Below are 26,032 nucleotides of genomic sequence, written 5' to 3' on the forward strand. Positions count from 1 at the left end.
GGCCGCCCTGCAGACGTTCTGCGCGCTTTGCGCTTGCCCGGCCTTCGCCGGGATGACGAGCAGAATCAGACCGCCCTCAGGCGGCGCCCGCCGCGCCGGCGCCAGCCCCGGGGCGGCACGGCGCCGGGGCCGGGCGCCCCAACAGGAAGCCCTGGCCGAACTCGCAACCCATCGCCCGCAGCGCATCGCGCTGCGCCGCGGTCTCGATGCCCTCGGCGATGACGCCGATGCCCAGCGCGCGCGCCAGCGCCAGCACTGCCGCCACCACGGTGTTCGCGCCGGTGCCACCGGCGGAATCCAGCTCGCGCACGAACACCTGGTCGATCTTCAGCTTGCCCAGCGGCAGCGAATGCAGGTAGCTCAGCGAGGAATAGCCGGTGCCGAAATCGTCCAGCGCGGTCTGCACGCCCGCGGCGCGCAGGCGCTCCAGCGTGCCGCGCACCAGCACCGGATCCTCCAGCAGCGCGCCCTCGGTCAGCTCGATCAGCAGTCGCGTGGGAGGCAGGCCGCTGCGTTCCAGCAATTGCAGCAGGCGACGGTCGAAGTAGGCGTGGCGCAGGTGCTGCGGCGACACGTTGATCGTCACGAAGCCCGCGCCGGCGTCCGGCCCCGCCATGCGCTCGCAGACCTGCCCGAACATCTGCCAGTCGATCGCCTCGAGCTGGCCGCAGTCCTGCGCGATGCGGGTGAAATCGTCGGGCAGCAGCATGCCGCGCCGGGGATGGTTCCAGCGCAGCAGCGCCTCGTGGCCGACCACCTCGCCCGTGTCCAGCCGGAAGATCGGCTGGTAGTGCGGCGCGAACTCGCCGTGCGCCAACGCGTGGCGCAGCTCGCCTTCCAGCGCCAGCTCGTCCACCACGTTGCGGGCCAGCGTGTCGTCGAACATCACGTAGCACCCGCGCCCCAGCTGCTTGGCGCGGTACAGCGCGATGTCGGCGTCGCGCAGCAGCGAGTCGGCGCAACCGTGGCGGCCGTCGCTGACCGCGATGCCGACGCTGGCGGAGGGTTCCAGCTCGCGGCCGCCGATCGACAGCGGCTGGTGCAGCGCCTGCAGCACGTCCTGCGCCATGCGCTCGGCGGCCGCCGACGACGCGACGGCGTCCAGCAGTATCGCGAACTCGTCGCCGGCCAGCCGCGCCACCACGTCCGGCGCGCACACGCAGGCGTGCAGGCGCCTGGCGGTTTCCTGCAGGAACGCATCGCCGGCCAGATGGCCGAGGCTGTCGTTGATCACCTTGAAGCGGTCCACGTCCAGGTACAGCAGCGCGCAAGGCAGGCTCGACGGATTCCGCGCCAGGCGCTCGCCCAGCCGTTCGCGCAGGAAGCCGCGGTTCGGCAGGCCGGTGAGCGGATCGTGCATCACCTCGTGGCGCAGCTGCCGCTGCACCTGCTCGCGCTCGGCGATCTGCTCGCGCAGCTCGCGGGTGCGCTCCTCCACCCGGTGCTCCAGCTGCAGCTTGGCCTGCTGCAGCGCGGCGGCGGCGTGGCGGCGGTGGATGCTGTTCGCGATCTGCAGCGCGGCGAAACCCAGCAGTTCCTGGTCGGCGGCACCGAAGCACATCTCGTCGCCGTAGCCCTGCACGGCGACCACGCCGATCACCGCCTCGCCGGCGCGCAGCGGCACACCCAGCCAGCAGGTGGCCGGCGTGCCGATGTGGCGGGGCACCACCTCGCCCGTGGCCACCATGCCCTCGAGTTCGCGCAGGCCGCCCATCCACGGCCGCCCGGTGCGCAGCACGTAGGCGGTGAGCGTGCGCTCCAGCGGCATGCTGAAGGCGCTCAGCTCCCCGGCATCCACGTAATAGGGGAAATCCAGCTGCTGCCGCTGCCCGTCCAGCAGGGCGATGTAGAAGTTAGACGCGTCCAGCAGGCTGCCCACCTCGGCATGCACGCGGCGGTAGAACGCGTCCTCGTCGAGATCGGCGGTGCCGAGTTCGGCCAGCCGGAACAGTACCGACTGCAGGCGCTCGGCCCGCTGGCGTTCCAGCACCTCCTGCTGCAATTCGCGGTTCGCGGAGGCCAGCTCGCGGGTGCGCCGCAGCACGCGGCGTTCCAGCTCGTCCTTGCTCTGCTTGCGCTCCAGCGCGGTGAGCACGTGCTCGGCGACGAAGCCCAGCACCGCGCGGTCCTCGAAGGAGTAGCCGATGCCGTCGCGATAACTCTGCACCACCAGCGCGCCGTGCGTGCGCCCTTCGCGCAGCATCGGCACGCCCAGCCAGTCCACGCTGTCCGGTCCGACCACTTCCAGCGGCTCGCCGATCTGCGCCGCCAGTTGCTCCGCGCTGCCCATCAGGGAGTAGCCGTGGACCAGCAGGTGCCAGGTGAGCGAGCCGTGCAAGGCCTCCAGCGGCTCGTCGCGGGCGATGTCGGGGCAGGCGGTATCCGCCGTGTCGGCGTAGTACAGGAAGCGCACCGTGCCGCGCTCGGGATCGTGCCGGACGATGTAGAAGTTCTCCGCGTACATCAGCGTGCCGACGATGCCGTGGATGCCGCGCAGCAGCTCGGGCATGTCGAGGTCGGCGCCCGCCAGGTCGGAGATCGCGAACAGCGCGCGTTGCAGGTTCTCCGACCGCGCCAGCTGACGGTGCGAATCGTGCAGCTCGCCCAGCGCCAGCAACTGCCGAAGCTGCCGCCCGGCCAGTCCCAGGCAGGGTTCCAGCGCCGTACCGGGCCAGCCGTCCGCCACCTCGCCGTCCGGCATCATCAGCAGCAGCGCGGGCAGGTCCGGCGCCAGCCGGATCGCATGTGCGCCACCCAGCGGGGCCGCCCCGCCGTGTTCGCCGCGCAGCAACGGCAGCATCCACGCGCGGGCGCGGGCATCCGGGCAGCCGTCCGTGGCGCGGCATTCGTCCTGCTCCAGCCACAGCAGGCGGGCGTCGCGGCAAGCCACGCTGTTGCGCGCCAGTTCCACCACCAGCTCGCCCACCGCCTGCGGCGTGGGCGCGCCCACCAGCCGCCCCAGCCATGCAATCTGGTCGGCCTGGCCCGGAAACGTGACATGCAGCCTGCGCAGCTGATTCATGATGCTGTTGCTTCCCCCCCCTCCCCGGGATGGTAGCGCGCCGCCGCGACAGCGCCCAGCACCCGACCCGGCGCGACCCAGCGGCTAGAATGGGTGGCTCGCCCCGGATGCATGCATGCTCGCAGACACCACCAAGGACGCCATCCGCGCCGCCTACACGCGCCTGAAGGACGGCCTGCCCGGCTTCCGCCCGCGCGCCTCGCAGGGAAGGATGATCGCCGAGGTGGCCAAGGCACTGGCCAGCGAGGGCGGCGTCGCAGCCATCGAGGCGCCCACCGGCACCGGCAAGTCCATGGCCTACCTGATCGCCGGCCACGAGGTCGCGCGCGCGCAGAAGAAGAAGCTGCTGATCGCCACCGCCACGGTGGCGCTGCAGGAGCAGCTGGTGGAACGCGACATCCCGCTGTACCTGCAGCTTTCCGGCCACTCGGCGAAGGTGGCGCTGGCGAAGGGACGCGGCCGCTACCTGTGCCCGCGCAACCTCATGATGGCGCGCAACAGCCTCGCCGGCTCGGCGCAATCGAGCTTCGGCTTCGACGCCGACCTCGCGCTGTGGTCGAAACCGCCCGCGGAACGCGACAAGCAGGCCCTGTCCAAACTCGCCCAGGCCTTCGACGCGGGCGAGTGGAACGGCGACATGGACAGCGCGCCCGAGCCGGTGGGCGACCTGCTGCGCCCCATGCTCACCACCAGCGCCGGCGGCTGCACCAACCGCAAGTGCGGCCAGTTCATGATCTGCCCGTTCTACGCCGCGCGCCGCGCGGTTGACGACGCCGAGATCATCGTCGCCAACCAGGACCTGGTGCTCGCCGACCTCACCATGCCGGGCGAAGGCGATGGCGGTGCCGACGCGGCATGGGGCGGCGTGATCCTGCCGCGCCCGGACGAAACGCTGTACGTGTTCGACGAGGCCCACCACATCCCCGGCAAGGCGATCGACCGCGGCGCCGCCGACGTGCACCTGGCCGCCACCGTGCGCCAGCTGAGCCGGCTCGGGCGGCAGGTGCACGCGGCCTATTCGCTCACCGACAAGGAAAACCTCGGCAAGCTCTCGCTCGATGCCGGCGACGCCAGGCTGCAGGAACTCGGCGAAGCGCTGGAAGCGCTGGAAAAGGAGATCCGCCTCGGCTGGCTGCCCGATCCCGCCGAGACCGAGCCGATGTACCGCGGCTCGCTGGGCCGCCTGCCCGAAGCCTGGGTGGAGCATGCGCGCCTGCTCAGCCTGCAGGCCGGCGAAGTGCAGCGCTGGCTCGCCGCGGTGCGCCGCGCCGTGGTGGAGATGACCGACGGCGGCCCCACGCAGGAAGCGCTGTCGCGCGAACTCGGCATCGGGCTGGAGCGCATGGGCAAGCAGGCCGCCTGCTGGCAGGCCTGGTCGATGGAAGACCCGGACCAGGCGCCGCCGCTGGCGCGCTGGGTCACGCTCGGCAGCGACCAGCAACTGGTCTGCCACGCCTCGTCGGTGTCCGCCTCGGGCCTGCTGCGCAACGTGCTGTGGGGCAACGCCAGCGGCGTGGTGCTCACCTCGGCCACGTTGAGCGCGGGCGGCAATTTCCGCGGCTACGCCGACGCCGTGGGCCTGCCCGACGACGCGGCGACGCTCAGCCTGCCCTCGCCGTTCGACCTCGCCGCGCAGGCGCAGCTCGAAGTGCCCGCGATGGCCGTGCTGCCCGACGCGCGCGAGGAACACGCGCAGGCGATCAGCGACTGGCTGGCCGAGCACCTCGACTGGAACGGCGGCAACCTCGTGCTGTTCACCTCGCGCGCCAAGCTCGACCGCGTGCTGCAGAAGCTGCCGATCGACAAGGTGCGCAAGGTGCGCGCGCAAGGTTCGCTGGGCAAGACGCAGCTGATCGCCGAGCACGTCGCCGACGTGGAAGCGGGCAAGGGCAGCACCCTGTTCGGCCTGGCTTCGTTCGGCGAAGGCCTGGACCTGCCCGGCAAGCTGTGCGAGACCGTGGTGATCACCCAGCTGCCGTTCGCCGTGCCCACCGACCCGGTGGGCGCGACCTATGCGGAATGGCTGGAATCGCGCGGCCGCAATCCCTTCATCGAGGTGAGCATCCCCGAGGCCACCCGCCTGCTCACCCAGTACTGCGGCCGCCTGATCCGCAACGAGAACGACACCGGCCGCATCGTGCTGCTGGACCGCCGCGTGGTCACCAAGCGCTACGGCGCTGGCATGCTGCGCGCGTTGCCGCCGTTCCGGCGGGTGATCGAGCGCGGCGCATGAGCATCCTGCGCCTTGCCGATTGCCCGGCCGTGCCGTGGAAGAACGGCCTGGGCCGCACCCGCGAGCTGGCGATCCAGCCGCCCGGCGCGGGCATGGCCGATTTCCTGTGGCGGGTGAGCGTGGCCGAGGTGGAAACGGCCGCGCCGTTCTCCGCGTTCCCAGGCGTCGACCGCGTGATCGCCCTGCTCGACGGCGACGGTTTCACGATGACGCTGGACGACGGCCGCGTCCACGCACTCACCACGCCGTGCGTGCCGTTCGCGTTTCCCGGCGAAGCCGGCGTGCACGTGGCGCTGGCCGGCGGACCCTGCCGCGACTTCAACCTGATGCTGCGCCGTGGCCGCGTGCGCGGCGGGATCGAGGCGTGGCGCACGGCAGGTGCGCGCGAGATCGATACCGCCATCGCGCTGGTGTATTGCGCGCGTGGCCGCATCGACTGCGCCGAGGGCAGCCTGCAGGCGGGCGATGCGTGGCGGCCATCGGGTGGAACGCTCGTCCTGCACGCGGGTGCGCTGGCGTTGGCCGTGCGTGTCGAAATCGCGAACTGAAGCCGGCTGGCTGTCCCGAAAGCGTCACGCGCTCGCCTATACTCGGCGCTTCGCCATCACGGGAGTCCCATGATGTCCATGCTGATCCTTGGCCTTGTGCTGTTTCTCGGGATGCATTCGTTGCGCATCTTCGCCGACGGCTGGCGCACGCAGCAGATCACCCGGCTGGGACTGATGCCGTGGAAGGGCCTGTATTCGCTGGTCGCCATCGCCGGCTTCGTGCTGATCTGCTGGGGCTTCGTGCTGGCGCGGCACCACCCGGTGCTGCTGTACACGCCGCCGCTGCTGCTGATGCGGCTCAACGCGCTGTTCACTCTGGTGGCTTTCGTGCTGCTGGCAGCGGCGCGGGTGCCGAACAACGGCATCAAGGCGCGCCTGCACCATCCGCAGGTGCTGGCGGTGAAGGTCTGGGCCTTCGGCCACCTGCTCGCCGCCGGCATGCTGCACGACGTGGTGTTGTTCGGCGCCTTCCTGCTGTGGTCCGTCGTGCTGTTCGCCGCCTCGCGCCGGCGCGACCGCCGCGAAGGCACGGTGTATCCGCCCGGCACGGTCAAGGGCACGGTGATCGCCGTCGTGGCGGGCGTGGCGCTGTGGGCGCTGTTCGCGTTCTGGCTGCATGCGCTGCTGATCGGCGTGAAGCCGGCGATGTAAACGGCGCGTGACGCCGGGGGTGCCGAAAGCCACCTGCGCACCCATGGCGGATCGCGCTAGAGTGTCGTCATCCGTCCCCACCGAGGTCGTGCCATGGCCGCCTTCGTACTCTGGCTGTTGCTGCTGGTGTTCTGCTGGCCGCTCGCGCTGCTGGCGCTGGTGCTCTATCCCATCGTGTGGCTGATCTGCCTGCCGCTGCGGCTGGTCGGCATCACGGTGAGCGCGGTGTTTGCCTTCCTGGGCGCGCTGCTGATGCTGCCGGCGCGCGTGCTGCGCGGCCATCCGGCCTGACCGCACGGGCGTGGACAAGCCCCACGCCCCCGCCTGCGAACGCAACCGCGACCCGATCCTCGAAGTCCTGCGCCGGCATTTCGCCGACCGCCGGCACGTGCTGGAGATCGGCAGCGGCACCGGCCAGCATGCCGTGCATTTCGCCGCCGCGCTGACCTGGCTGGACTGGCAATGCTCGGACCGCGCCGAGAACCTGCCGGGCATCCGCGCCTGGCTCGACGAAGCGGCGCTGCCGAACACGCCGCCGCCACTGGAACTCGACGTCGGCGGCACGTGGCCACGCGGACCGTTCGACGCGGCGTTCAGCGCGAATACCTTGCACATCATGGCCTGGCACGAAGTCGAGACGCTGTTCGCGCAGCTGCCGACCGTCACGACCAATGACGCGCGGCTGGCGGTCTACGGCCCGTTCAACTACGGCGGCCGCTACACCAGCGACAGCAATGCCGCGTTCGACCAGTGGCTGAAGGCGCGCGATGCGCACATGGGCATCCGCGACGCCGAGGCGGTGGATGCGCTGGCGGCGCAGGCCGGCTTCGCCCTGGTCGACGACGTGGCGATGCCGGCGAACAACCGCTGCCGCGTGTGGCAGCGCAGCCCGCGTTGAACCTGCACGCCGCCGCCGAAGCGGGTACAAAGGCGGGATGAAGGCAATCGACACGCTCACGCCCTGCCCCTGCGGCAATGCCGCCGGCTACGCCGCATGCTGCGGTCCGCTCCACGACGGCGAAGCGGCCGCCATCAGCGCCGGGCAGCTGATGCGCTCGCGCTACAGCGCCTACGTGCTCAAGCGCGAGGATTACCTGCTCGCCAGCTGGCATGCCGACACCCGCCCCGCCTCGCTGCGGCTGGCCGCGCAGCAGCCCGCGCCGACCTGGCTGGGGCTGGAAGTGCGCCGCGAGCAGCGCATCGACGACGACCACGCCGTGGTGGAGTTCGTGGCCCGCTACCGCCTGGGCGGCGGCCGCGCGCACCGCCAGCACGAGGTCAGCCGCTTCGTGCGCGAGGCCGGTCGCTGGTATTACGTCGACGGCGAACTGGCGGGCTGAGCTTTCCGCTCAGAACCCCTGCACGCCGGCCGCGCGCAAGCGGTCCGCCAGCGCCTGCGCTTCGGGATGGGCGAAGAACGCCGCCAGTTGCCGCGCCCGTGCCGCACCGGCGCCGCGCGCACGCCAGCCGTCTTCGTCGAGCGCGGCCAGCGTGGCCCAATCCTGGCCGCTGTTCGTGGCCGCCCGCGGCGCGCCCAGCGCACGCAACCAGTCGTCGAACGAGCGTCCGCGCGCGTCGGCGGATGCCCGTGCCAGCTCCACGGACCGCTGGGCGCCCAGGCCCGGCACCGCCGCAAGCTGGGCGGGCGTGAGCGTCATCCAGTCCAGCAGGCCGTGGAGCAGGCCGGCGTCCACGAGCGCCTGCCAGGTTCCCGCGCCCACGCCCCGCAGCCGCAGGCCCTGGTTGCCGCCCAGCCACGCCAGCCGCGCCTGGAACTGCTGTTCGCAACCCGGCGTGGATTGCCAGCAGCTCAAGGGACCGTAGCGCGCCGGATCGGGCGCATCCACCGCGACCCGCTGCGCCGCGCGCCACGCCACCGACTGCACGCGCGGTATGGTCAGGCCCGCCAGCGCCACTTCGACATGGTCGCCCGGACGGATGTCCAGCGACTGCCAGCGCCGGAACGAATTCATGCTCACCCATCGCACGCGATGGTCGCCCAGTTGCACCGGCGCCAGTTCCAGCACCGGCGTGACGCGCCCGCTGCGGCCGATGGTGAAGTCCACCGCACGCACCTCGGTCAGCGCGGAAGCCGCGGGATACTTCCACGCCGCCGCCCAGCCCGGCGGCCGCGCCTGCCAGCTGTCGCCCGCTGGCCGGTGCCCCTGGCGCAGCACGGTGCCGTCGGTGGCGAAGGACAGCGCGTGGCGATACCAGCGCTCGCGCCAGCGCTTCACGTCGTCGAGACTGGCCGCCGGCTGGGTGAGCGCCACGCTGTCGGCGAAGCCCATCGCAGCGAGGCCGGCCAGCCGCGCCGCCATGCCCGGCGGGCCATCGGGCCAGTCCCACACGAACAGGCCGATCCTCGCGGCCGTGGCCGCATCCAGCGTGGCGCGCGCCAGCGCGCCGGCCACGGCGGAGCGCGCATTGACGCCGCCCCGGTCGGCCTGCACGTGGCCGGGCAGCCGCCACACCAGCTCGCCCTGCAGCACCACGCGTGCCGGGGCCTTCGGCAGCTGCATGGGAATGGCAGGGATGGACCGCACCAGCGCGGTCCAGTCCGAACCCTGCAGGCCGTCGCCGCGACTGACCGCCTGGCGTAACCGGCCATGCTCGTAGAGCAAGGTCACCGCCACGCCGTCCGCCTTGGGCTGCACCCACAGGTCGCGGTCGCCGTGCGCACGCATCCACGCTTCGACCGCGGCCACGTCCTGCAGCTTGGCCAGTCCGGTCTGCGCCACCGGCGAACGCGTGCGGTCGCCGGTGGCGCCGGTGTCGCCAGGAGGCGCCGGCGCCGGCACGGGAAAGCACTGGCTCCAGGCCGCAAGCAACTGCTCGGCCTGGTCGTAGACGGCGTCGCTCACCGGCGAGTGGCCGTCGACGCGATAGGCGTGGTTCCAGCCTGCCAGCTGCTCTTGGAGCACGGCGAGTTCGCGGCGGGCGCGCTCGGGCGACCAGTCCGGGCAAGCGGCCGCATGGGCGAAGCCGGCAGCCGGCAGCAGCAGCAACAACGACAGCAGGCAGGCCCGGCGCATGCGCGCTCCCTCCGTGGATGGCGTGGTCGACGCTAGCCGCGCCAGCGCTGGAGGTCAGGCAGGTTCGCACGCGCCGCCGCGTAGGTGCGAGGTGTCAGCCCGGCACGGCGTGCTCGCCGAACGGCAGCCGGCTTTCACCGAGGAAGCGGCCCTCGGGGCCAAAGCGGCGCTCCGCGATCACATGCTGTCCATCGTGACCAATCGCCACCACGGTGCTGGCGCGAGTGCCGTAGTCGGCGCCGCGGATGAAGGCCGCGGACAGCCAGCGTTCGCGCTCCAGTCCGATGCCGGTATCGGGTAGTTCCGCATCCGGGGCCTGCCGCTCGTCGGCGAGTGCGGCGAACAGCGGGGCGAAGTCGTCCGCATCGCCGGCTTCGATCCACGTGGCGAGCCGCGCCATCAACGCACGCGTCTTCGGCCAGGGCGTGTTGAAGTCGGCATTCGACAGGCCGTGCACGCCGGGCGTCACCGCCTGCGCGCGCGCTTCGGGGCGGTTGCCGAGATAGAACGCGGCCTGCGCATCGAAGGTGAGCAGGTTGAACGGTCGGTAGCCGGCCGCCTGTGCAAGAAGGTGTTGTGCATGCGCCGTGGCATCCGCCGCGCCGGTGAGGTAGTCGGTGGCGAGCAAGCCGCGCGAGGCGCCGATCTGCGGGTCGCGCGGATCGCGCACGTTGGTCACCACGCAGCAGCGGCCCGTGTCGGTGACGCCGAGCCAGGTACCGCCGGCCTCGAGGTCGCGGCCGCCGACGATGGGAAGATCGTCCCAGCGCGCCAGCTCCGCGCTGGGCCGCGCATGGGATTCGTCGCGGTTGCCGGCCAGCACGAGACGCCAGCGCGGATGAACCTGCCAGGCGAAGGCGATCAGACACATGGCTCACTTCTCCTTGCGCGCGGTGGCGCGGCGTGGACGCGGGGCTGTCTTGCCGCGCGCGGCGACGGCGTCCTTGCGCAGGCATTCCTCCAGCCGCGTCAGCACGGGCAGATGGGTGGTGCGCAGCATCGCCAGCGCGGTCTGGATACGCGCGAGCCGGGCCGGCATCTCGCGGACGGAAAGCGCATCGCGCTGCGGGTAGGTCTCCAGCACCGAGCGCGGCACCAGGCCCACGCCCACGCCGGCCGCGGCCGCCGCGAAGATGCCGTGGTAGGACGCGAACTCCAGCAGGCGCGCGGGCACGATGCGCTGCGCGTCCAGCCAGTCCAGCAGCCGGCGTCGATAGATGCAGCCCTGGCTGTGGTAGACCAGCACGGTGCCCTCGGCCAGCCGCTTCGGCTCCGCCAGCATCGCGCTGTCGCGCGCGCCGACCAGCACCAGTTCCTCCACGTACAGCGGCACGCTGCGGAAACGCTCCGCGTCCACCTGCTCGCCCACGATCGCGGCATCCAGCGCGCCCGCCTGCACGTCGGCCACCAGGCCGCGCGAGGAGGCGGTGTGCAGGTTCACCCAGATCTGCGGGTGGGCGCGGTGGAACGCCGCCAGCGGATACGGCAGGCGGCTCGCCGCCACGCTCTCCATCGCCCCCAGGCGCAGCGCGCCGCCGGTCTCGCCGCTGCGCACGGCCACGCGGGTCTGCTCGGCCAGCTCCAGCATGCGCCGCGCGTAGTCCACCAGTTCCTCGCCCGGCGCGGTGAGGCGCAGGCGCTGGCCCTCGCGGTGGAACAGCTGCACGCCCAGCGAAGTTTCCAGTTGCTGGATGCGGCTGGTGATGCTGGACTGCGCGCGATGCAGCTTGCTCGCCGCGCGGCCGATGCCGCCGGCGGCCACCACGGCCTGGAAGGTCTCGAGCTCACGCAGGTCCATGTTCGATTTCCTCGATGGATTCGTTCGCAATTATTCGCTTTATACGATGATACGCCGCGCCTAGCATGGCCGCATCCCTCGCCGGAGCCGCGCCATGCGATCCCCCGTCCCCATCACTTTCGCCGGCATGGCCGTGCTCGCCCTTGCGCTGGGCATCGGCCGCTTCCTGCTCACCCCGCTGCTGCCGCTGATGCAGGCCGACGCCGGCCTCAGCCTGGTCGGCGGCGGCTGGCTGGCTTCGATCAACAACATGGGCTACCTGCTTGGCGCCTTGTTGTGCACCGTGCTGGCGCTGCCGCAACGCGCCAGCCTTCGCCTGGGCCTGGCGGGCGTGGCGCTGGGCACGCTGGGCATGGGCCTGGCGCCGTCGCTGGCGTTGTGGCTGGCGTGCCGCTTCGTGGCCGGCGCGGGCGCCGCGGTGCTGATGGTGCACGGCATCGCCTGGTGCAGCGCGCATCTGCGGCTGCACGGCCGGATCAGGCTGGAGGCCGTGCTGTACAGCGGCCCGGGCGTGGGCATCATCGTCAGCGGCGCGCTGGTGGCGGTGCTGCACGGCGCCGGCCTGGACTCCGCACGCTGGTGGCTGGTGTTCGGCATCGCGAGCGTGGCGGTGACCGCGCTGGTCTGGCGCACGCTGGACGCGCCGGCGGCGCCGCTCCACGCCGCGGCGGCGCACGGAACGGCCGGAGGCACCGGCCCGACCTGGCCGCTGGTGGCGATCTACGGCCTGTTCGGCTTTGGCTACGTGATCCCCGCCACCTTCCTGCCGCTGATCGCCGACGCGCAACTGCACCTGCCCGCCTTGCGCGAATGGTTCTGGCCGCTGTACGGCGTGGCCACGGTGCTGGCGACGCTGCTGCTGGGCGCCCTTCCTGCGCCGCGCAGCAACTACGCCGGGCTGGCCGGCTGCTGCCTGTCCATGCTGCTGGGCACCGTGCTGTGCCGGTACTGGCCCACCCGTGCCGGGCTGGCGCTGGGCACCGTGCTGGAAGGCGCGGCGATCACCCCGGTGGTAATGTTCGCCATGCGCGAGGCGGCACGACTGGCGCCGCGCGATCCCACCCGGCTGATCGGCGCGTTGACCGTCGCGTTCGGCATCGGCCAGATCGTGGGGCCGCCGGTAGCCGCCACGCTTGCCGCACACCGCCACGGTTTCGCCGCGCCGCTGGAACTGGCCGCGCTGGCGGCGGTGCTGGCGCTGGCGATCGCGCTGTCGCAGCTGCGCCGCGCCGGCGCGCTCAGGGCGACGTCGCGCGACGCAGCTCCAGATTCGTCTTGCGCACCGACTCCACGAATCCGGCAAACGGAATATCCGTGATGCCGACCAGGCTGAAATGCCCGTTCTCGCCGTCGAGCAGGCGACCGGTCACCGGTTCGTCCACGTATTCGAACCAGTGCGTGCCCACGATGTCCGGGTCGGCCGCCGCTGCCTGCAGGAAGCGCGCGTAGGCCTCGCCACGTTGCGCCTCGTGTTCCACCGACACCACGCCCTTGCCGAACGGGCCGCGGTCGTCGGAGCCGAAATGGAACTCGGAAATGATGGCGGGCTTGTCGAGCTTGCGCATCGCCGCCGCGTCGAAGCCGTGCTGCGGCAGGTCGGCGTAGATGTTGAAGCTCACCACGCCGCAGTACTTTGCGCAGACCGCGATGGCCTCGGGCGTGCTGACCGCGAATCGGCTGCCCAGGTAGAGATGGTGCGGGTCATGCCGATGGATGGCGTCGGCCACGGTGCGGAAGAATTGCTCGGCGTAGCGGCTCAACCACGCGCTGTAGTCGTCGGTGATGGCGGGATGCGCCTCGTTCGGCTCAGGCGCGGGGAAATCGGTGACGTCCAGCGCATCCCACGACGGCAGTGCGATGCCCCATGCCGAGGCGAGCTTGTCCGGCGTGCCGTATTTCTTCTTCAGCTCGGCGATGAAGGCCTGCTTGGCCGCGCTGTGCGCCTCACCGCGCAGCGTGCCGACGGCCAGCGCCCAGCGGCCATTCGGGCCGTAGGCGGACCAGGACAATTCGTTGCCGGCGAAGTAGCCCAGCAACCATGGATCGTCGCGGACGCCCTGCGCGGCTTTCGCCGCCGCCGTGTCCATTGCCCGCGCGAAGCGGGGGTCGAACGGATCGGGCATGCGGCCCCACCAGTCGTAGCCGGTGGCGACGTTGCCGAAGTCGCCACGGATATCCAGCTCCCGCGTGTACGGCAGCTTGTGCATCGCGCCCAGCACGGGGTCGCTCCAGTTGGCGATGGTGTTGAAGCCCCACGCCTGCAGCCGCGCCAGCGTGCGCGTGCGCCACGCCGCGAGCCAGCCCGTGCCGTCCACGCGGTACAGGTTGGCGGCGTAAAAATCGAACCAGCGGCCATGGTTGCAGCAACGGCCGGCGCCCGCGCCCTGTTGCGCGTTGCGGTTGTCGCCGGTGCCGTGGAACGCGGCCCATGCGCCGCTGTCCGGAGGCACGTCGCGGAACATGAATTCGCGGTCCTGCACGTAGGTGCGCGTGTCGTCAGCCTTCACCGTGTTGACGCCGAGCGAGAAGAAGCCGTGGCCGTCCGGCGTGACCAGCCACCAGCGCCCACCGGATTTCTGCGTGTGGAACCAGCCGGTCTTCTGCAAATGGACGTCCAGACGCCCGCCGTAGCGATCCTCGTCGCCGATCGATGCAGCGGACGGCGCCCGCTTCACGGCGGCGCGCAGCGCAGGATCGTCGGCGATTTTCTCCGGCCAGTCTTCGCGCGTGTACTGGCCGTAGCGGTCCACGATGCCGGTGTAGGCACCGCGCAGCGCAGCCTCGCCCGCCACCACATCGAAGCGGCCCAGCAGGATGGATTGCGGCGCCTGCGGCGAGGGCATCGACAGCCGCACCGCGCGCACCGCAGCGAGATCCAGCACGCCTTCCACCGTGGTAGCCACCAGCACGCGCCGCCCTTGTTCCTCGATCGGCATCGGCGGCCCCACCTGCATGCCGAAGGCCAGCGGCGAGGTGGCATGCAGCGGCACCACCAGGGTCTGCGCCGGGCCGGCAGGCAGGCCGACCACGGCGTGCAGGTGCGATTTCGCATCCGCACCGTCGATGTCGACCACCAGGGTCACCGCCCATGGCATCGCGTTCTGCACGCGCAGGTGCAACTCGCCCTGTCCCTGCCAGTTCCAGTTGCCCTGCGCGGGCATCACTGCAATCTGCGGATTCGGCGCGGGCTGGAAGGTATAGCGCCGCTGCGTCACGCCGTCCTGCGCGGTCTCGATGGCCGGTGCACTCGTCGCGTGCTGCAGGTCGATGCGCACGGCAGCCGCCGGCGCGGCGAGGTCGGCCACCTCGGCCGCCATGGCCGGGGCAGCGAACGACACGACGGCAGCGAACAACCAGACTCGTTTCATCACGCGCCCACGATGACCCGGAAGATGCCGAGTATGCGTCGCTGCGGCTGAAGTGCAATCAAGCCGCGCGCTGCTGCCAGCGCCGCCACAGCCAGTACACCGGCGCGCCCAGCGCGATGATCGCCAGGCTCATGCCCGCGTCGTGCGGCGAGGCGATGGCCGTGGCGACGATCACGCCCAGCACGGTGACCACGAATACCAGCGGCAGCAGCGGGAAAAAGGGCACGCGGTACGGCGCCGGCTCGTCCACGAACTTCCAGCGGTACCAGAACAGCGTGCCGATGCCGAACGCGTGGCCCAGCCACTCGCCCACCGTGGTGTAGTCCACCAGTTGGCCGAAGTTGCCCCACAGCATCAGCACCACCGTCCACGCGCCCAGCAGCGCCAGCGCCACCTGCGGTGCGCGCGTGCGCCGGTCGATGTAACCCACCGCGCGGAACAGCATGCCGTCCGCGCCCATGGTCTGCAGCACGCGGGCGCCGCCGGCGATGGCAATGCTGCAGTAGCCGAAGGTGGAGCAGGCGATGCCGACCGCCATCACCCGCGCGCCCGCCTCGCCGAACAGCCGGCGCATCAGGTCGGCGGCGGGCGCCTGGCTGGCCGCCAGGTCCGCATGGCCCAGGCCGGTGAGATAGGCCACGTTGGCCAGCACGTAGGCCAGCACCACGCCGAGCATGCCCAGCAGCAGGGCGCGCGGCAGCGTGCGCTGCGGATCGCGCACCTCGCCGGCGAGATCGTTGAGGTAGTGGAATCCGCCGTAGGTGAACAGCACCGGCAACAGCGCGCCCACGAAGGCACCGCTCGGCACGTGGCGCGTGGCGTCCACCGCCAGCACGCCGCCAAGGTGGCCATGCGCCAGCACCAGACCCACCGCCACCAGCAACGCGATCGCCGCCAGCTTCAGCAGCGCGAAGATGTTCTGCATCATCGCGCCGGCGCGGATGCCGAACAGGTTCACCCCCACGATGAACACGATGGCCGCCACGCCCACCGGCTTCACCCACAGCAGCGGCAGGCCCACGGCCTGGCAGAAGTAGTCGGCGAACGTGGTGGCCACCGCGGCCACGCTGCCGGGGTAGTTGATCAGCGCCATCGTCCAGCCGAACAGGAAGGCCGGCAGCATGCCGAAGGCTTCGCGCAGGTAGAGGTAGATGCCGCCGGCATGCGGCCGCCGCGAACCGAGTTCCGCGTAGCACAGCACGCCGGTGAGCGTGAGCAGGCCGCCCATCACCCACAACGCCAGCAGCGGCAGGCCCGACGCGGTGCGCTCCGCCACCGTGGCCGGCGTGCGGAAGATGCCGGCGCCGATTACGCCGCCGATCACGATCATCGCGCCGTCCCACACGCCGAGGCGGCGCAGGTACGCGGGGGAGTTGTCAGCCGTCGTCATCCGGCAACCTTGGCATGGCGGGCGGGGGTTCGACCAGTCCCCGGCGGCAGGGGCGACTTGCGCGGACCGCAGCCAGGCCCCACCCTGCCCGCGGAAATTCGGGGGAGTCGTAAACGATGGCCAAAGCCCTGCCCTTGCTGTTCCTGCTGTTCCTCGCCGGGGCGATCTACCTGACCTGGCGCCACTACGCGAACGCGCGCGCCCTGCTGCAGGACTGGGCCGACGCCAACCGGCTGCGCATCCTGCACGCGAAATCCAATGCAGGCTGGCTGCCCATGCCGCTGTCGCTGTGGTTCACCACCTCGAAATACCAGGTCGTCTACCGCGTCTCCGTCTACGACGAAACCACCCGCCGCATCCGCACCGCCTGGGTACGCCTGGGTACGCGCTGGTGGGGCGTGATGGAAGGCGATGCGGTCGAGGTGCGTTGGGAGGACGTTGGCTGAAGCTTCGGGTTCATTGCCGCGCGCGCCGCAACACGCTCTCGACCAGGATTGCGAGCAGCCCTGTCGCAAGGACGAGTGCATTCCAGACGCCGCCGAGGTCCAGCAGCGGCAGCGCCAGCCAGGCCAGCAGCAGCCATGCCACGATGGCGAAGGCGTAAAGCCCGTCGTCGACGAACAGGCCCCAGAGTTCGGCCAGCATCGTGCGCAGCCATTTCATCAGGCGGCCCTCCGTGCCATGCGGCGGCAACCGGCCACGCCCATCAACGCTACCGCGAGGAAGGCGCAGGCCAGCACAGCGATGGCGCGATCCTCGCCGGGCCACGCGTAGCCCATGCCTTCGCCGGCCCAGAACGTGCCGAATGCGCAGAGCAGCACGCCCACCGCGAATTTCAGCGTGTTCTCCGGCACCCGCGCCAGCGGGCGGTGCAGCACCAGTCCAAGGGCGGCCACCGCGAGCAACGCAGCCAGCGCGCCGAGGCTGGCCGGCCACAGCAGCTCGGGTCGGCCGGCGCCGATGGCGAGCACGATGAACACCACCTCGACGCCTTCGAGCACGGTGCTCTTGAAGGTGACCGCGAACGCCAGCTTGTCCAGGCCGGGGCGCGCGCCGCCCTGGCTGTCCAGTTCCTGCATCTCGCGCTGGTAGATCGCGTCCTCGTCGTGCAGGGCGAGCACGCCGGCCGCGCGCAGCACCGCCTTGCGCAGCCAGCGCATGCCGAACAGCAACAGCAGCGCGCCCACCACCAGCTGGAAGCCGTGCAGGGGAATGCGCGCCAGCGCGGGGCCGAGCAGCGCGACCAGCAACAGCAGCACCAGCAGTCCCGCCGCGCAACCCGCCAGCGAGCTGCGCCAACCGCGCGTGACGCCCACCGCCAGCACCACGGTCAGGGCTTCCACGCATTCGACCAGCGAGGCGAGGAAGGAAGCGAGCAAGGTGGGTGCGACGTGCAACCAGGCTGTCGGCATGCGGCGGCTCCACGGATGGTCAGTTGGCGAAAGCATACGGCCTCCGTTCTAGAATCGCCTGCATCGTGCCCACGCCTTCCCGCAAGATCATCCACGTCGACATGGACGCGTTCTACGCGTCGGTGGAACAGCGCGACGACCCCGCGCTGCGCGGCAAGCCGGTGGTGGTGGCGTGGAAGGGCGCACGCTCGGTGGTGTGCGCGGCGAGCTACGAGGCGCGCAAATTCGGCGTGCGCTCGGCGATGCCGGCGATACGCGCGGAGCGGCTCTGCCCGCAGGCGATCTTCGTACCGCCGGACTTCACGCGCTACAAGGCGGTATCGCGGCAGGTGCACGCTATCTTCGCTCGGCACACCGAGCTGATCGAGCCGCTGTCGCTGGACGAGGCCTACCTCGACGTCACCGAAGCCCGGACCGCCCTGCCCTCGGCCACCGCCACCGCCGAGGCGATCCGCGCGGCGATCCGCGAGGAAACCCACCTCACCGCCTCGGCCGGCGTGGCGCCGAACAAGTTCCTCGCCAAGATCGCCTCGGATTTCCGCAAGCCCGACGGCCTGTTCGTGGTGCGTCCGCGCGAGGTGCTGGATTTCCTCGCGCCGCTGCCGATCGGCCGCCTGCCTGGCGTGGGCAACGTGATGGAAGGCAAGCTGGTCGCGCTGGGCCTGGCCACCGTGGGCGACCTGCGCACGATGCCGGTCGAGGAACTGGAGCAGCGCTTCGGCCGCTGGGGCCGGCGCCTGCACGAACTGTCGCTGGGCATCGACGAACATGCGGTGACGCCAGACCGCCCCACCTTGCAGGTCTCGGCGGAAGACACCTTCGAATCCGACCTCACGCTGGACGAACTGGAGCCGCACATCCGCCGCCTCGCGGAAAAAACCTGGGCCGCGCACCAGCGCGAAGCGCAGGACGGCCGCATCGCGCGCACCGTGGTGCTGAAGCTCAAGACGTCCGATTTCCACACCCTCACCCGCAGCCTCACGCCGTCGCAGCGCCCCGCTTCGGCGCGCGAACTGGCCGAGCTGGCCTGCGCGCTGCGCATCCGCGTGGAACGCCCTGCCGGCAGCCGCTATCGCCTCGTGGGCGTCGGCCTTTCGGGTTTCGTCGATGCGGACCGCTACGCGGCGCAGCGCGACCTGTTCGACGGCGCGTGACGGGGTGCGCGATGCATTTCGGCGCACGATTTTACGAATATCCGGCGTTCATCCTGGCGCCAGGGCGCGGCTCTATCGTGACGCCGCCATGCATTGCATGGCCCACCCCTATCGAGGTTACGTCATGACCAAGACCATCGCTGCCACCCTGATCGCCGCCACCTTGGCGCTGCCGGCCTCCTACGCGCTCGCCGCCCCGCAGCACGGCGGCGGCCACACGCCGCCCAGCGCGCCTGCCATGCACATGAACCACGACGCGCACGGCGACATGGTTTCCAACACCGCCCACACCGCCAAGATCGATGGCGTGAATGTCGGCAAGACCGTCAGCCCGGTCGCCGACAGCAAGAACAAGGGCAAGCACATGGCCAAGGGCAACAAGCACCACTGAGTTTCCCGCGCCAGCGCAAACGAAAAGGGCCGGATCGCGAGATCCGGCCCTTTTTGCGCCGACCGCTCAGCCCAGCTTGCGCGAGACCGCGAAGAACACCAGGTTGCCGAGACCGGTGGCGCCCGCCAGCACCGCGATCAGGCCGGGGGTGATTTCCTGCCAGCCGGACGCCTGGATCAGGCCGAAGCCCAGCGCCAGCGACAGCAGCACGATGCCCCAGCGCAGCGAGGAATGGCGGCGGCGCAGCTCCTCGTCGCGCAGCACCGAATTGACCAGCTCCGCCGTGCCGCCGGCCTCCAGCATGCGCCGGCGCACCACCGCGTCCACGCAGACCTTGATGGCGTAGGTAATGCAGACAAACAGCGAGATCGGGACCAAGATGCCAGCTTCCATGGGTACCTCCGGGTGGACAGGTGGAAATGACGGGTTTCGCGAGCATGGATACCTGTCGCCGCGCAACGGTTGCAGCCGGCGCACTGCAACCGTTGCGCCCATGCGCGTATCTCTCATGCCATGGATGACACCCGAGCCCCCGACCGCGCCCTGGTCGATGCCGTGCTGGCCTCGCGGCCGGGCGCGTTCGAACGCCTCGTGCGCGAGCACCAGGGGCTGTGCTGGCACATCATCCAACGCATGGTGCGCAACCCGGAGGACACGCGCGAGCTGTGCCAGGACACCTTCCTGCGCGTGCACCAGTGCCTGCACCAGTACCGCGGCGAGCGCGCGCTGAAGTCCTGGATCGGTCGCGTGGCGTACACCATCGCCCTGCGCCACCTGCAGCACAAACGCATCCCGCTGGTCGACGCGCACGACGATGAGGGTTTCCCTCTTACCGAAAACTTCGCCGACGACTTCGACCTGGAAACCGCCTGCGCGGACGCCGAGATCGCCGGCCATCTGCACGAAGCCATCGAGGCGCTGCCGCCCCTGCAGCGCACGGTACTGACCCTGTACTACCTCGAGGAAAACACCATCCCCGAGATCGCCCACATCACCGGGCTGGCCAGCGGTACCATCAAGAGCCACCTGTTCCGGTCGCGCCTGCGCCTGCGCGAGGCGCTGGAATCCCGCACAGGAGTTGCAGCATGAACCACGACATTCCCCCTTTCGACGATGCCGCCCGCGAATGCGAATGGCAGGCGCAGGAACGCGCCCTGCAGGCCGAACGCCTCGGCCTCGACCCCGCCAGCGACGACGCCCGCGTACGCCGCTACCGCCTGCTCGCCCGCAGCCTGCGCGAACCCATGCCCGTAATGCTTCCGGCGGATTTCGCGCAGCAGATGGCCGCGCAAGTCGCCGCGTCGCCGACATCACCGCGGGCCACCGAAGGGCGCCTGGTGTTCACGCTGACAGGCCTGCTCGCCGTCACTCTGCTGGTGGCCGGCGGCATCGTGCTCGCGATGTACGGCAACACCTGGCTGCCGGCCTTCCGCAGCCTGCTGCCCGCCTCCGGCGCGCCGGCGACCGGCTGGGTGATGACGCTGGGTTGCTGCCTCGGCGCGTCCTGGTTGCTTGGGGTGTGGCAGCAGCGTGCTCAGGGCTCGGCTGCCTGAATTTTCGCTCGAAGAAAGGGCGATCCGCTGCACTGCGCCGCTGCCGCTGCTTTCCAGCGCTTCGCATGACCTCTCGTGCTCGCCATGGCGGAGAAGGGTGATGCCTGTTCGAATATCTCGCCTCAGCAGGCTGCGACTGGTCACTGTGTTTTTGCTGATCAATCAAGGCAGGCTGAAAGGTCCGCTTTGGGTCGGAAGCGGACACTCCGACGCCTGAATTTAGCGACGCGCGCGGCGCGTCCGCCGGAATGAGTAGCTAGGCGCCACCAGCACCTACCGCGATGACCGGTTGGGTTGCACGAAACTCGGGTGCGGCTTGCGGGTGCCAAGGGTACAGCCCCTCGCGGGACGGCCAAACAACTTGATAAAGCGGGAATGCGTTGCCGCCATAGTACCAACGGCCAAAGCCAACATAGGCCTGATACGCAGACGCCGGGACCTGGGTAAAGCAGCACAGGTAGTTGTTGACTAGAGCGTCGCTCGGCTGGGCGAGGTCGAGAGGATGGCCGGATCTGGCGGCATCCGCAGCGATGCAGAGAATTTGGTGCGCAACTTGGGGAGCGAGCCCAAAAATGATGAGCTCAGGATGACCAAAAGACTGAAACAGACCAACGGTGAATGAGTATTCGGCTTCCTCACCCTCAGCGAAGATGCTGATGCAATGCCAGCCAAATTTGGCGATATCGTCTAGGACTTTTTGCTCGCTCTCGTCTTCGGCAACTGTGCGAACCATGCTCAACCTCCAACGCAAACCTGTACCCAGCTTCTGCAAGTCGTTCGGTCACCATCCCCTCTACTACCTGCAGTCATATGTCCGCTACGGGTTGAAAGCGGACATTTGATCTTAAGCCCGCAGGACTGCCAATTTGATCTCTTCGACCAAGCTGGAGAGCTTTTCTGTGCCATCCGCGACTGCCATTCCAGCCTCCATCGGGTCGACGACCGCTTCTGGGTTACGAACCCGAGAGAATCCACCGACCACGTAGCGACCGAAGTACCTTGAATCGGTCCGCTCACAAACCAGCCAATGACCGCCCAGCTGGGTCACCAGGTATTCGCCGATCAGATAGCCAATCCGCGATGCGAGCCATGCCCGGTCTTCGCCCCCAATCTTCTGCGCCTCGACCCAGCTTCCCACCCCGACAATGAAAAGCTGAGGTTCGTTGAGTACGCGATGTGGTTCCTGAAAGCCCAAGGCCCGCACAAAGTCCACAAGGACCGGCATGCGCTCCTCTAGGAAGCCATCAAACTTCGCCTTTCGATCCGCTAGATCCATCAGGGGCATTGAACATCCTTTCTTAGGTCCGCTATGGGTCGAAAGCGGACCTTGTGAAACCTCCGCCGCCCCTGTGAATCGCACGCAGGAACCACTTAGATGAAGCGTCCGTACATGTCCTCGCCGGTCAGCTCGTTCGCCTCGCGAATCAAGTTCTCCATGGACTCGTAGTCGGGGCCGACGTCTTTCTTCTTCGCCGCCAAATCCATGCATCTGGATCTAAGCGTGGCTGTCAGGGTAAGTAACGCTCCCAGAGCAGCACCATCAAATTCCCCCTTCAATTTGGCCTCATTCGATAGACGAAGAGCCTCCTCGTACGCGCCAGCGTCAACTTTTATCCGAATGCTCTCAGCGATAGTATTCAAGGACGTCCCCGATGAAAATGACTGCTTTGGGTCGAAAGCGGACCTCTTCAAAATATAGCCGCAAGTAATCGCCAACTCGGCGCCCAATAGTGCAATCGGGCCGCTGCCAAACCCGCGGCACGCACCCGATCGATCAAAGCTCCAGCACCGCATCCAGCCCACGATGCAGGCCAACCAGCCCAGATATCTTGCGGATCGCCAGCAGAGCACCGTCCACATAGGGCTTGGCGCTGGCGCCGGCGTTGTGGCGGATGCTTAGAGTCTGGTCGGGCAGGCCGAAGAGGGTTTCGGCGCCGAGCACGAAACCGGGCAGGCGCACGGCGTGCACCTGGCTGCCGGCGAGGGTGCCGCCGCGCGTCTCGCGCAGGCCGCGGGTTTCCGCCAGCGGCACTTCCAGTTGTGGCTGGCGCACCTTGCCCATGCGCGTGGCCAGTTCGCGCACGGTGCCGCTGGGCGCGTCCGGCTTGCCGGCGTAGGCGTAGTCGATGATTTCCCATTGCGGCAGGATCTTCGCCGCCATCTCCGAGAACTTGATCAGCAGCACCGCGGTGAGCGCGAAGTTGCCGCAGGCGAGCACGCCACGGCCGCGCTCGCGCGCCACGGCGTCGATCCGCGCATAGTCCTCGTCGCCGAGGCCCGAGGTGCCTACCACCACGTGGGCGCCATGCTCCAGCGCGGCGAGGATGTTCGAAAGCGCGCTGTCGGGATGGGTGTATTCGACGAATACATCGCAAGGTGTGGCCAGCGCCTCGGCCGCGTTGGCGAACACCGGCGTGGCGATGGCGTCGTCGCCGAGTGCCGTGCCCAGCGACTGGCCGGCATGCCGGCGCGACACCGCGGCCGCCAGTTGCAGATCCGTACTGGCGGCGATGCCACGCGCCAATTCCGAACCAGCCCAGCCGGTGGCGCCGGCAAGACATACTTTCAACGCCATGGGGATTCCTCGATTCCGGGAGACGGCGTGCAGCACAGCACGCCGTGGTGCCCGATGGCAAACCAATTCGTAGCGCTTGCAATTGAATAGCACGCTATGTATTGTTCGGCCATGAACGCACGCCGCGCGCCCGCCTCCACGCCGCACCTGCTGCTCGACCAGCAGCTTTGTTTCGCCCTCTATGCGGCGAACCTGGCGATGGGCAAGGTCTACCGCAAGCTGCTGGCCGAGCTCGACCTCACCTATCCGCAGTACCTGGTCATGCTGGTGCTGTGGGAGCGCGATGGCCTGACCGTCTCGGAGATCGGCGCCCGCCTGTACCTGGACTCGGCCACCCTCACCCCGCTGCTCAAGCGGCTGGCGACCGCCGGCCTGCTCGTCCGCGAGCGCTCGACCGAGGACGAACGGCAGGTGGTGATCAGCCTGTCCGCCGAAGGCCGCGCGCTGAAGAAGCGGGCAGGCGCCGTACCGGAAGGAGTGCTGTGCGCCGTCGGTTGCGCGCCGGGCGAAATGCGCACGCTGAAGCGCGACCTGGAGCAACTGCGCGAACGCCTTATGGATGCGGATTGATTCCCTGGCATCGGGCATTCGCGCATCAAATACATAGCGCGCTATTAAATAGCTGATTACCGATGTGGTTTGCCGGACCGGCCCCGTCGATCCCGATCCAGGCCCGGCCACCTGCACGAGGCAACCACCATGTCGATCGAAAAAGTCCTGTACCGCGCCCACGCCAAGGCCACTGGCGGCCGCGACGGCCATGCCGTCTCCTCCGACGGCGTGCTCGACGTCAAGCTCACCACGCCGAAGGAACTCGGCGGCAACGGCGCCACCGGCACCAATCCCGAGCAGCTGTTTGCAGCCGGCTATTCCGCCTGCTTCCTCGGCGCGCTGAAATTCGTCGCTGGCCAGCAGAAGCTTGTGCTGCCCACCGATACCACCATCGAAGGCAACGTGGGCATCGGGCCCATTCCCACCGGCTTCGGCATCGAGGTGGAACTGAAGATCCACATCCCCGGTCTGGATCGCGCCGAGGCGGAAGCGCTGGTGCAGAAGGCGCACGTGGTGTGCCCCTATTCCAACGCCACCCGCGGCAACATCGATGTGTCGCTTGTCGTGGTCTGAGCGGGGAACCGGCCCAGCGCGAAGGCATTGAGTTGCGCATTGCGGACAACCCCGCCGGTATACGGCGCGGGGTTGTCCGTGCGAATGCAGTCAAGGGTGGCTTCGAATCGCCAGCCGCACCCCGCGGCACCGTGCCACCAGCGGGCGGAGCGCCGTCAACCGGGCTCCGCTGCCGATCCGCTTACTTCTTCTTCGGGATGTAGAGGTCGGTGATGGTGCCTTCGAAGACCTCGGCCGCCATGCCCACCGATTCGCCCAGCGTCGGGTGCGGGTGCACGGTGAGCGCGATGTCGGCGGCTTCGGCGCCCATCTCCACGGCCAGGGCCAGTTCGGAGATCAGGTCGCCGGCGTTCACGCCGACCACGGCGCCGCCCACGATGCGATGGGTGGCCTCGTCGAAGATCAGCTTGGTGAAGCCCTCGGTGCGCGCAATGCCGATGGCGCGGCCGGAGGCCGCCCACGGGAACTTGCCCACGCCGATCTTGAGGCCCTTCTCCTTCGCCTCGCGCTCGGTGACGCCCACCCAGGCCACTTCGGGATTGGTGAAGGCGACCGACGGGATCACGCGCGCGTCGAAGTGCGCCTTGTGGCCCGCCGCGACTTCCGCCGCCACGTGCGCCTCGTGCACCGCCTTGTGCGCCAGCATGGGCTGGCCGACGATGTCGCCGATGGCGAAGATGTGCGGCACATTGGTGCGCAGCTGGGTATCGACGTTGATGAAGCCACGCTCGGTCACCGCCACGCCGGCCTTCTCCGCGCCGATGTTCTTGCCGTTGGGCGAGCGGCCCACGGCCACCAGCACGCGGTCGAACACGGTGGTGTCGGGGATGCTCTCGCCCTCGTAGCCCACCTCGATGCCTTTCTTGGTGGCCTTGGCGGTGGTCACCTTGGTCTTGAGGTGGATGCCCTTGAGCTTGCCGCCGAGGCGCTTGGCCAGCGGCTTCACGAGGTCGGCATCGGCACCGGGGATGATCTGGTCCATGAACTCGACCACGGTCACCTCGCTGCCGAGCGCTGAGTACACCGTGGCCATTTCCAGGCCGATGATGCCGCCGCCGACGACCAGCAGCTTGCCGGGCACGTCCTTCATTTCCAGCGCGCCGGTGGAATCCATCACGCGCTCGTCGTCCCACGGGAACGCGGGCAGCTTCACCGACTGCGAGCCGGCGGCGATGACGGCCTGCTCGAAGCGCACGAGCTTCACGCCTTCGGCCGTCTGGACTTCCATCTCGTGCGGCGACACAAAGCTGCCGGTGCCGACCACCGTGCGCACCTTGCGCTGCTTGGCCATGCCGGCGAGGCCCTTGGTGAGCTGGCCCACCACGCTGGCCTTGAAGTCGCGCAGCTTGTCGATGTCGAGCCTGGGCTTGCCGAACGTGACGCCGTGCGCGGCCATCGCCTCGGCCTCGTCGATCACCGCGGCGGCATGCAGCAGCGCCTTGGAGGGAATGCAGCCCACGTTGAGGCAGACGCCGCCCAGGGTGTCGTAGCGCTCCACCAGCACGGTATCGAGGCCGAGGTCGGCGGCGCGGAACGCGGCGGAGTAGCCGCCGGGGCCGGAACCGAGGACGACGAGCTGGCAGGTGATGTCCGGCTGTTTTCCGGTAACCGCTGCCGCTTGCGGCGCCTTCGCCTCCTTCTGGGGAGAGCCCTGCCCTGAGCCTGCCGAAGGGGATTGAGGTGAGGGGCTGGGGCTTGCGGGGGTGCTCGGCGAGATTGTGCCCCCCCCCCCCCCCCCTCCCCCCGGGGGGGGGAGGGAAAGGGGGGGGGGCGGGGG

The 26,032-nt window shown here is 69.6% G+C and carries 28 protein-coding genes; 14 read left to right on the forward strand and 14 right to left on the reverse strand.

Annotated elements, in window-relative coordinates; all coding sequences use genetic code 11:
• Positions 1-76: 76 nt before the first annotated feature.
• On the reverse strand, positions 77-3,022 hold the full coding sequence (locus PCA_RS17735) for an EAL domain-containing protein (RefSeq protein WP_181303123.1): 2,946 nt from the start codon (positions 3,020-3,022) through the stop codon (positions 77-79).
• 115 nt (positions 3,023-3,137) lie between these two features.
• Between PCA_RS17735 and dinG the strand changes: the two genes are divergently transcribed.
• The 6 genes from dinG to PCA_RS13510 all read left to right on the forward strand — a co-directional run bounded on the left by dinG (position 3,138) and on the right by PCA_RS13510 (position 7,794).
• Positions 3,138-5,255: an ATP-dependent DNA helicase DinG gene (gene dinG / locus PCA_RS13485; RefSeq protein WP_181303124.1), complete on the forward strand. Its 2,118-nt coding sequence runs from the start codon at positions 3,138-3,140 to the stop codon at positions 5,253-5,255.
• Positions 5,252-5,803, forward strand: coding sequence for a HutD family protein (locus PCA_RS13490; RefSeq protein ID WP_181303125.1), 552 nt, complete (start codon positions 5,252-5,254; stop codon positions 5,801-5,803). Before dinG ends, PCA_RS13490 begins: the two co-directional genes overlap by 4 nt.
• 72 nt (positions 5,804-5,875) lie before the next feature.
• Complete coding sequence (locus PCA_RS13495; RefSeq protein ID WP_181303126.1) at positions 5,876-6,454, forward strand: NnrU family protein; 579 nt, start codon at positions 5,876-5,878, stop codon at positions 6,452-6,454.
• 93 nt (positions 6,455-6,547) lie between these two features.
• Complete coding sequence (locus PCA_RS13500) at positions 6,548-6,745, forward strand: hypothetical protein (protein WP_181303127.1); 198 nt, start codon at positions 6,548-6,550, stop codon at positions 6,743-6,745.
• A 10-nt stretch (positions 6,746-6,755) separates the two neighbouring features.
• Positions 6,756-7,352 carry a DUF938 domain-containing protein gene (locus PCA_RS13505; protein WP_181303128.1) on the forward strand — a complete coding sequence of 199 codons (597 nt, stop codon included), beginning with the start codon at positions 6,756-6,758 and terminating at the stop codon, positions 7,350-7,352.
• Between the two features lie 37 nt (positions 7,353-7,389).
• Positions 7,390-7,794 (forward strand): YchJ family metal-binding protein, encoded by a 405-nt coding sequence (locus PCA_RS13510; protein WP_181303129.1) that lies wholly within the window; start codon positions 7,390-7,392, stop codon positions 7,792-7,794.
• Between the two features lie 9 nt (positions 7,795-7,803).
• Here the strand turns inward: PCA_RS13510 and ligB are convergent, their stop codons facing one another.
• The 3 genes from ligB to PCA_RS13525 form a co-directional block, all read right to left on the reverse strand.
• Positions 7,804-9,489, reverse strand: a complete 1,686-nt coding sequence (gene ligB / locus PCA_RS13515; RefSeq protein ID WP_181303130.1) for an NAD-dependent DNA ligase LigB — start codon at positions 9,487-9,489, stop codon at positions 7,804-7,806.
• A 94-nt stretch (positions 9,490-9,583) separates the two neighbouring features.
• Positions 9,584-10,360: an NRDE family protein gene (locus PCA_RS13520; protein ID WP_181303131.1), complete on the reverse strand. Its 777-nt coding sequence runs from the start codon at positions 10,358-10,360 to the stop codon at positions 9,584-9,586.
• A gap of 3 nt (positions 10,361-10,363) precedes the next feature.
• A complete protein-coding gene (locus PCA_RS13525) occupies positions 10,364-11,287 on the reverse strand; it encodes a LysR substrate-binding domain-containing protein (protein WP_181303132.1) in 924 nt (307 codons plus the stop codon).
• Between the two features lie 94 nt (positions 11,288-11,381).
• Between PCA_RS13525 and PCA_RS13530 the strand changes: the two genes are divergently transcribed.
• Entirely contained in the window at positions 11,382-12,605 is a 1,224-nt protein-coding gene (locus PCA_RS13530) for a YbfB/YjiJ family MFS transporter (RefSeq protein ID WP_181303133.1), read from the forward strand.
• On the opposite strand, the gene PCA_RS13535 is transcribed toward PCA_RS13530, so the two are convergent.
• Positions 12,526-14,655, reverse strand: coding sequence for a beta-galactosidase (locus tag PCA_RS13535; RefSeq protein ID WP_219918799.1), 2,130 nt, complete (start codon positions 14,653-14,655; stop codon positions 12,526-12,528). The genes PCA_RS13530 and PCA_RS13535 overlap by 80 nt on opposite strands.
• Positions 14,656-14,713: 58 nt before the next feature.
• Entirely contained in the window at positions 14,714-16,045 is a 1,332-nt protein-coding gene (locus PCA_RS13540) for an amino acid permease (RefSeq protein ID WP_181303134.1), read from the reverse strand.
• Between the two features lie 116 nt (positions 16,046-16,161).
• On the opposite strand from PCA_RS13540, the gene PCA_RS13545 reads away from it, so the two are divergent.
• Positions 16,162-16,491 (forward strand): hypothetical protein, encoded by a 330-nt coding sequence (locus PCA_RS13545; RefSeq protein WP_181303135.1) that lies wholly within the window; start codon positions 16,162-16,164, stop codon positions 16,489-16,491.
• Positions 16,492-16,501: 10 nt separating this feature from the next.
• Here PCA_RS13545 and PCA_RS13550 read toward each other — a convergent pair whose 3' ends face one another.
• A complete protein-coding gene (locus PCA_RS13550) occupies positions 16,502-16,708 on the reverse strand; it encodes a hypothetical protein (RefSeq protein ID WP_181303136.1) in 207 nt (68 codons plus the stop codon).
• Complete coding sequence (locus tag PCA_RS13555) at positions 16,708-17,457, reverse strand: TMEM165/GDT1 family protein (protein ID WP_181303137.1); 750 nt, start codon at positions 17,455-17,457, stop codon at positions 16,708-16,710. The genes PCA_RS13550 and PCA_RS13555 overlap by 1 nt, the downstream gene beginning before the upstream one ends.
• A gap of 65 nt (positions 17,458-17,522) precedes the next feature.
• On the opposite strand from PCA_RS13555, the gene dinB reads away from it, so the two are divergent.
• On the forward strand, positions 17,523-18,611 hold the full coding sequence (gene dinB, locus PCA_RS13560) for a DNA polymerase IV (protein WP_181303138.1): 1,089 nt from the start codon (positions 17,523-17,525) through the stop codon (positions 18,609-18,611).
• 124 nt (positions 18,612-18,735) lie between these two features.
• Complete coding sequence (locus PCA_RS13565) at positions 18,736-19,002, forward strand: hypothetical protein (protein ID WP_181303139.1); 267 nt, start codon at positions 18,736-18,738, stop codon at positions 19,000-19,002.
• A 66-nt stretch (positions 19,003-19,068) separates the two neighbouring features.
• Here PCA_RS13565 and PCA_RS13570 read toward each other — a convergent pair whose 3' ends face one another.
• Positions 19,069-19,395, reverse strand: a complete 327-nt coding sequence (locus PCA_RS13570; protein WP_181303140.1) for a hypothetical protein — start codon at positions 19,393-19,395, stop codon at positions 19,069-19,071.
• A gap of 120 nt (positions 19,396-19,515) precedes the next feature.
• On the opposite strand from PCA_RS13570, the gene PCA_RS13575 reads away from it, so the two are divergent.
• The gene (locus PCA_RS13575; RefSeq protein ID WP_181303141.1) at positions 19,516-20,091 is read left to right on the forward strand and encodes a sigma-70 family RNA polymerase sigma factor; all 576 of its coding nucleotides are present in this window, start codon (positions 19,516-19,518) and stop codon (positions 20,089-20,091) included.
• Complete coding sequence (locus PCA_RS13580) at positions 20,088-20,555, forward strand: hypothetical protein (RefSeq protein WP_181303142.1); 468 nt, start codon at positions 20,088-20,090, stop codon at positions 20,553-20,555. Before PCA_RS13575 ends, PCA_RS13580 begins: the two co-directional genes overlap by 4 nt.
• A gap of 256 nt (positions 20,556-20,811) precedes the next feature.
• Here the strand turns inward: PCA_RS13580 and PCA_RS13585 are convergent, their stop codons facing one another.
• The 4 genes from PCA_RS13585 to dapB form a co-directional block, all read right to left on the reverse strand.
• Positions 20,812-21,288, reverse strand: coding sequence for a DUF4262 domain-containing protein (locus PCA_RS13585; RefSeq protein ID WP_181303143.1), 477 nt, complete (start codon positions 21,286-21,288; stop codon positions 20,812-20,814).
• A gap of 111 nt (positions 21,289-21,399) precedes the next feature.
• The gene (locus tag PCA_RS13590) at positions 21,400-21,840 is read right to left on the reverse strand and encodes a hypothetical protein (protein ID WP_181303144.1); all 441 of its coding nucleotides are present in this window, start codon (positions 21,838-21,840) and stop codon (positions 21,400-21,402) included.
• Positions 21,841-21,926: 86 nt separating this feature from the next.
• Complete coding sequence (locus tag PCA_RS13595) at positions 21,927-22,196, reverse strand: hypothetical protein (protein ID WP_181303145.1); 270 nt, start codon at positions 22,194-22,196, stop codon at positions 21,927-21,929.
• A 133-nt stretch (positions 22,197-22,329) separates the two neighbouring features.
• A complete protein-coding gene (dapB, locus tag PCA_RS13600) occupies positions 22,330-23,130 on the reverse strand; it encodes a 4-hydroxy-tetrahydrodipicolinate reductase (protein ID WP_181303146.1) in 801 nt (266 codons plus the stop codon).
• Between the two features lie 111 nt (positions 23,131-23,241).
• Here dapB and PCA_RS13605 point away from each other — a divergent pair, with 111 nt between their 5' ends.
• Both PCA_RS13605 and PCA_RS13610 read left to right on the forward strand, forming a co-directional pair.
• Positions 23,242-23,700 (forward strand): MarR family transcriptional regulator, encoded by a 459-nt coding sequence (locus PCA_RS13605; protein WP_181303147.1) that lies wholly within the window; start codon positions 23,242-23,244, stop codon positions 23,698-23,700.
• A gap of 129 nt (positions 23,701-23,829) precedes the next feature.
• Positions 23,830-24,255, forward strand: coding sequence for an organic hydroperoxide resistance protein (locus tag PCA_RS13610; RefSeq protein WP_181303148.1), 426 nt, complete (start codon positions 23,830-23,832; stop codon positions 24,253-24,255).
• A 181-nt stretch (positions 24,256-24,436) separates the two neighbouring features.
• On the opposite strand, the gene lpdA is transcribed toward PCA_RS13610, so the two are convergent.
• A partial coding sequence (gene lpdA / locus PCA_RS13615) for a dihydrolipoyl dehydrogenase (RefSeq protein ID WP_255436856.1) occupies positions 24,437-26,032 on the reverse strand: 1,596 nt, incomplete at its 5' end.

Source organism: Rhodanobacter sp. PCA2 (assembly GCF_013620825.1).
GTDB lineage: Bacteria > Pseudomonadota > Gammaproteobacteria > Xanthomonadales > Rhodanobacteraceae > Rhodanobacter_A.

Coding starts and splice junctions, on each gene's coding strand:
- PCA_RS13495 (WP_181303126.1), top strand. CDS start 5,876: ATGTCCATGCTGATCCTTGGCCTTGTGCTGTTTCTCGGGATGCATTCG.
- PCA_RS13500 (WP_181303127.1), top strand. CDS start 6,548: ATGGCCGCCTTCGTACTCTGGCTGTTGCTGCTGGTGTTCTGCTGGCCG.
- PCA_RS13510 (WP_181303129.1), top strand. CDS start 7,390: ATGAAGGCAATCGACACGCTCACGCCCTGCCCCTGCGGCAATGCCGCC.
- ligB (WP_181303130.1), bottom strand. CDS start 9,489: ATGCGCCGGGCCTGCCTGCTGTCGTTGTTGCTGCTGCTGCCGGCTGCC.
- PCA_RS13550 (WP_181303136.1), bottom strand. CDS start 16,708: ATGAAATGGCTGCGCACGATGCTGGCCGAACTCTGGGGCCTGTTCGTC.
- PCA_RS13580 (WP_181303142.1), top strand. CDS start 20,088: ATGAACCACGACATTCCCCCTTTCGACGATGCCGCCCGCGAATGCGAA.
- PCA_RS13520 (WP_181303131.1), bottom strand. CDS start 10,360: ATGTGTCTGATCGCCTTCGCCTGGCAGGTTCATCCGCGCTGGCGTCTC.
- PCA_RS13535 (WP_219918799.1), bottom strand. CDS start 14,655: ATGAAACGAGTCTGGTTGTTCGCTGCCGTCGTGTCGTTCGCTGCCCCG.
- PCA_RS13610 (WP_181303148.1), top strand. CDS start 23,830: ATGTCGATCGAAAAAGTCCTGTACCGCGCCCACGCCAAGGCCACTGGC.
- PCA_RS13570 (WP_181303140.1), bottom strand. CDS start 19,395: ATGGAAGCTGGCATCTTGGTCCCGATCTCGCTGTTTGTCTGCATTACC.
- PCA_RS13545 (WP_181303135.1), top strand. CDS start 16,162: ATGGCCAAAGCCCTGCCCTTGCTGTTCCTGCTGTTCCTCGCCGGGGCG.
- dinG (WP_181303124.1), top strand. CDS start 3,138: ATGCTCGCAGACACCACCAAGGACGCCATCCGCGCCGCCTACACGCGC.
- dapB (WP_181303146.1), bottom strand. CDS start 23,130: ATGGCGTTGAAAGTATGTCTTGCCGGCGCCACCGGCTGGGCTGGTTCG.
- PCA_RS13575 (WP_181303141.1), top strand. CDS start 19,516: ATGGATGACACCCGAGCCCCCGACCGCGCCCTGGTCGATGCCGTGCTG.
- PCA_RS13490 (WP_181303125.1), top strand. CDS start 5,252: ATGAGCATCCTGCGCCTTGCCGATTGCCCGGCCGTGCCGTGGAAGAAC.
- PCA_RS13555 (WP_181303137.1), bottom strand. CDS start 17,457: ATGCCGACAGCCTGGTTGCACGTCGCACCCACCTTGCTCGCTTCCTTC.
- PCA_RS13540 (WP_181303134.1), bottom strand. CDS start 16,045: ATGACGACGGCTGACAACTCCCCCGCGTACCTGCGCCGCCTCGGCGTG.
- PCA_RS13585 (WP_181303143.1), bottom strand. CDS start 21,288: ATGGTTCGCACAGTTGCCGAAGACGAGAGCGAGCAAAAAGTCCTAGAC.
- PCA_RS13565 (WP_181303139.1), top strand. CDS start 18,736: ATGACCAAGACCATCGCTGCCACCCTGATCGCCGCCACCTTGGCGCTG.
- PCA_RS13530 (WP_181303133.1), top strand. CDS start 11,382: ATGCGATCCCCCGTCCCCATCACTTTCGCCGGCATGGCCGTGCTCGCC.
- PCA_RS13525 (WP_181303132.1), bottom strand. CDS start 11,287: ATGGACCTGCGTGAGCTCGAGACCTTCCAGGCCGTGGTGGCCGCCGGC.
- PCA_RS13605 (WP_181303147.1), top strand. CDS start 23,242: ATGAACGCACGCCGCGCGCCCGCCTCCACGCCGCACCTGCTGCTCGAC.
- PCA_RS17735 (WP_181303123.1), bottom strand. CDS start 3,022: ATGAATCAGCTGCGCAGGCTGCATGTCACGTTTCCGGGCCAGGCCGAC.
- PCA_RS13590 (WP_181303144.1), bottom strand. CDS start 21,840: ATGCCCCTGATGGATCTAGCGGATCGAAAGGCGAAGTTTGATGGCTTC.